General features: G+C 63.7%; 4 protein-coding genes. 1 reads left to right on the plus strand and 3 read right to left on the minus strand.

The window, feature by feature from the left end:
- The 3 genes from ABI660_RS23245 to kynB form a co-directional block, all read right to left on the minus strand.
- Window positions 1-448: tryptophan 2,3-dioxygenase family protein (locus ABI660_RS23245; protein WP_348072596.1), on the minus strand; the 448-nt coding region annotated here is incomplete at its 3' end.
- A gap of 2 nt (window positions 449-450) precedes the next feature.
- Window positions 451-1809 (minus strand): kynureninase, encoded by a 1359-nt coding sequence (gene kynU / locus ABI660_RS23250; RefSeq protein WP_348072598.1) that lies wholly within the window; start codon window positions 1807-1809, stop codon window positions 451-453.
- Entirely contained in the window at window positions 1806-2504 is a 699-nt protein-coding gene (gene kynB / locus ABI660_RS23255) for an arylformamidase (protein WP_348072600.1), read from the minus strand. The genes kynU and kynB overlap by 4 nt, the downstream gene beginning before the upstream one ends.
- A gap of 202 nt (window positions 2505-2706) precedes the next feature.
- On the opposite strand from kynB, the gene ABI660_RS23260 reads away from it, so the two are divergent.
- A complete protein-coding gene (locus tag ABI660_RS23260) occupies window positions 2707-3459 on the plus strand; it encodes an SDR family oxidoreductase (RefSeq protein ID WP_348072602.1) in 753 nt (250 codons plus the stop codon).
- The last annotated feature ends 83 nt before the right edge of the window (window positions 3460-3542 follow it).

Below are 3542 nucleotides of genomic sequence, written 5' to 3' on the forward strand. Positions count from 1 at the left end.
GGCGGTGCGCGTGGGGCTTGAGCATGGCGGCGTTTTTGTTGCCCAGTGCGAATTCGATACAGCGGTATTGCGCGCTCTGGAAACCGCTGGAGTTGGACAGGTAGGGCCGTATGGCGCTGTACTCGGGCGGCGTCATGGTGGCCAGCACATCCCAGGCGTGTACCAGCTGCTCCATGATCTTGCTGACGCGGGCCAGCATCTTGAAGGCGGCGCCGAGTTCGTCGCTCGCCACATTGGCAATGGCTGCGCGCAGTTCGTGCAGCATCAGTTTCATCCAGAGCTCGCTGGTCTGGTGCTGCACGATGAACAGCAGCTCATCGTGCGCAGGCGAGAGCGGCTTTTGGGCGCCGAGAATGGCGTCGAGTTGCAGGTAGTCGCCGTAACTCATGTCGCGGCTGAAATCGAGCTGGGCTTTTTCGTCGATGACGATTTTTTCGGGGGTGGTCATGATCAGGTCACCACGTGTTTCTGGTTGAACTCAGCGTTTTGCCATTCACCGGTCTCCAGCACCTGTTTCAGGTGCTCGACGGCGTGCCAGACGTCTTCAAAGCCGATGTACAGCGGGGTGAAACCGAAGCGCAGAATGTCTGGATGGCCTGCGCCATCACCGGCGCGGAAGTCGCCAATCACGCCGCGCGCAATCAGCGCCTGCGCGATGGCGTAGGCGCCTGAGTCACCGTCGCCGGGCCGCCCCAAGTCGGTGACGGCCCCCTCGGGGGGCAGCGACCCGCGAAGCGGCGGAGCGTGGGGGCCAAGGCTCCGCGTCAGACAAACCTGTGAACCGCGTTGTGTGTGCTCGCGCGGTGTGGCAAGGCCCAGGCCATGGCCGGCACATCGTTCTTCCACGAGAGCGATAAACAGGTCAGTCAGTGCCAGCGATTTGCTGCGCAGCGCGGCCATGCCGCCCAGGGAGGCGGCGGCGCCGAAGACGTCGAGCCCGCATTCCAGCGCGGCCAGGCTGAGCATGGGCTGGGTGCCGCACAGGTAGCGTGTGATACCGGGTGCGGGGCTGTAGCCGGGCGTGAATTCGAAGGGTGCGGCATGCCCCCACCAGCCTGAAAGTGGTTGCCGGAAACGGTCGGTATGCCGCGGGTGCACCCAGACAAAAGCCGGCGCGCCTGGACCACCGTTGAGGTATTTGTAGCCGCAGCCCACAGCAAAGTCGGCGTTGGCGCCCTGCAGATCCACGGGCACAGCACCCGCGCTGTGCGCCAGGTCCCACACCGCCAGAACCCCCGCCGCATGGGCTGCTTGCGTCAGCGCCGCCATGTCGTGCATGGCGCCGGTGCGGTAGTTGACGTGGGTCAGCATCAGCACGGCCACCTCTTGCGTCAAGGCGGCGTTGATTTCGTCGGGCTCGACCAGTTGCAGCGTGTAGCCGCGCTCGCGGCACAGGCTCTCGGCAATGTACAGGTCGGTCGGAAAGTTGCTGCGTTCGCTGATGACGGTTTTTCTGGATGGCGCGTCTTCGGCGGCCATGTTCAGCGCGGCACTCAGCACCTTGTAGAGGTTCACGGAGGTGCTGTCGGTGGCCACCACTTCGCCGGGGCCGGCGCCTACCAGTGTTGCAATCTTGTTGCCCAGACGCTGCGGCATGTGGAACCAGCCGGCGCTGTTCCAGGAGCGGATCAGGTCCTGGCCCCACTCGCGGGTGATGACATCGGCGATGCGGGGTGCTGCACTCTTCGGCAAGACGCCCAGGGAATTGCCGTCGAGGTAGATCACGCCTTCGGGCAGCACAAATTGGTCGCGCAGGGGGCGCAGGGAATCGCTGGCGTCGAGCGCGCGGCAGTCGGTCAAGGTGGTCATGGATTTCTCACAATGGCGTTGGCATCAGGAAGCTCGCGCAGTACTGCGCGAACGGGCGAGGCGTCGGCCCGGGTCAGTTTCAGAGGCAGGGCGATCAATTCATAGTCGCCGGCAGGCACATCGTCGAGCACCAGGTTTTCCAGCACCCGGAGGTCATGCTTGAGCAGCAGATGGTGGCTGGGCAGGTCCTGGCTGGTAGCGGGATCCACGCTGGGTGTGTCGATGCCGACCAACGCTATGTTTTTGCTAGCTAACAGCGCAAGCGTGGCGGGGGCTATGGCCGTAAATGATGCCCAGGACTGGCTGGCTACGGGTGAAGTGCGCAGCAGCACGCGGGGCGGCAAGTTTTCCAGCGCGTGGGCGATGTGTTCTGGCTGCACTAGCGGGCCGCAGTCCAGGCAATGGATGACGCGGCAGGTTCCCAGGTAAGGCAGCAAATCCACGAGCCCGATGGCCGGCGCGCCATTGGCGTAGTGCATGGGTGCGTCGGCATGTGCACCGGTGTGCGGCGAGAAGGTGAGGGTGTTGACGTTGACCGGGCAGCCGGGCGCCAGCGCAAAGTGCAGCTTCTGCGAGTAGGCGGCATCGCCCGGGAAAACGGCAGCGTGCTCGTCCACGGCGGGTGAAATATCCCATAGTTTCAGAGGCCTGGCCGCACCGTGGGCCGTGCGGGGAGGAGGGGCGCTGGAACTCATGCCACAAAGGTAGCACCGCTGTAAAACCCATGGTGTCGGTTATTTCCAACAGGTTTTCAAAATAGTTGAAACCTAAAGTAGTTGAGATGCGGTGCCCGTGCGGCACCAGCGCGGCCGGTGCAGCTCGGGCACAATTCGCAGGGTGCGGAGCCATGCGCTGGCGAGCCGCCATTTCATTCACATCAAGAGACAAAGGCACACCATGACATCGAACGGCAAGGTCGCACTCGTTACCGGCGCGGGTTCCGGCATAGGCAAGGCAGTGGCACTGGCGCTGCTGCGCGAGGGTTATCGCGTGGCCCTGGTCGGCCGGCGCGTCGAGGCGCTGGACGAAGTGGCCAAGGCGTCGGGCGGTGAAGGCGCGCTGGCGGTGCCTTGCGATGTCAGCCAGCCCGAGGCCGTGCGTGCCGCCTTCGACAAGGTACACGCCGCCTTTGGCCGGCTGGATCTGCTGTTCAACAACGCCGGGGTGGGCGCGCCGGCCGTGCCCATGGAAGAGCTGACTTTCGAGCAGTGGCAAAACGTCGTCAACATCAACCTGACTGGCTCCTTCCTCTGCGCGCAGCAGGCAATCCGTCTGATGAAAGCGCAGTCGCCGCAGGGCGGGCGCATCATCAACAACGGTTCCATCTCGGCGCACGCACCGCGCCCCAACTCGGCGCCCTACACCGCGACCAAACATGCGATCACCGGGCTCACCAAATCGATCTCCCTGGATTGCCGCAAGTACGACATTGCCTGCAGCCAGATCGACATCGGCAACGCCCAGACCGAGATGGCCGCGCGCATGGCCAAGGGTGTGATGCAGGCCAATGGCGAAATTGCGATCGAGCCGCTGATGGATGTGAACCATGTGGCTGATGCAGTGGTACACATGGCCGCTTTGCCGCTGTCCACCAATGTTCAGTTCATGACCATCATGGCGACGAAAATGCCGTTTGTGGGGCGGGGTTAGTCGTCACGCGTTGATCAGGCTGCGGGTGTGCCAGCAAGCCGGGGGTTGCCCGGCGGCAACTCACTTTTCTTTTGCGTCGCCAA

This window comes from Polaromonas sp. (assembly GCF_039930745.1).
In the GTDB taxonomy this organism is placed as follows: Bacteria; Pseudomonadota; Gammaproteobacteria; order Burkholderiales; family Burkholderiaceae_C; genus Polaromonas.

Excerpts from the sequence above, each read along its gene's own strand:
- kynU (WP_348072598.1), bottom strand. The coding sequence starts at position 1,809 with ATGACCACCTTGACCGACTGCCGCGCGCTCGACGCCAGCGATTCCCTG.
- kynB (WP_348072600.1), bottom strand. The coding sequence starts at position 2,504 with ATGAGTTCCAGCGCCCCTCCTCCCCGCACGGCCCACGGTGCGGCCAGG.
- ABI660_RS23260 (WP_348072602.1), top strand. The coding sequence starts at position 2,707 with ATGACATCGAACGGCAAGGTCGCACTCGTTACCGGCGCGGGTTCCGGC.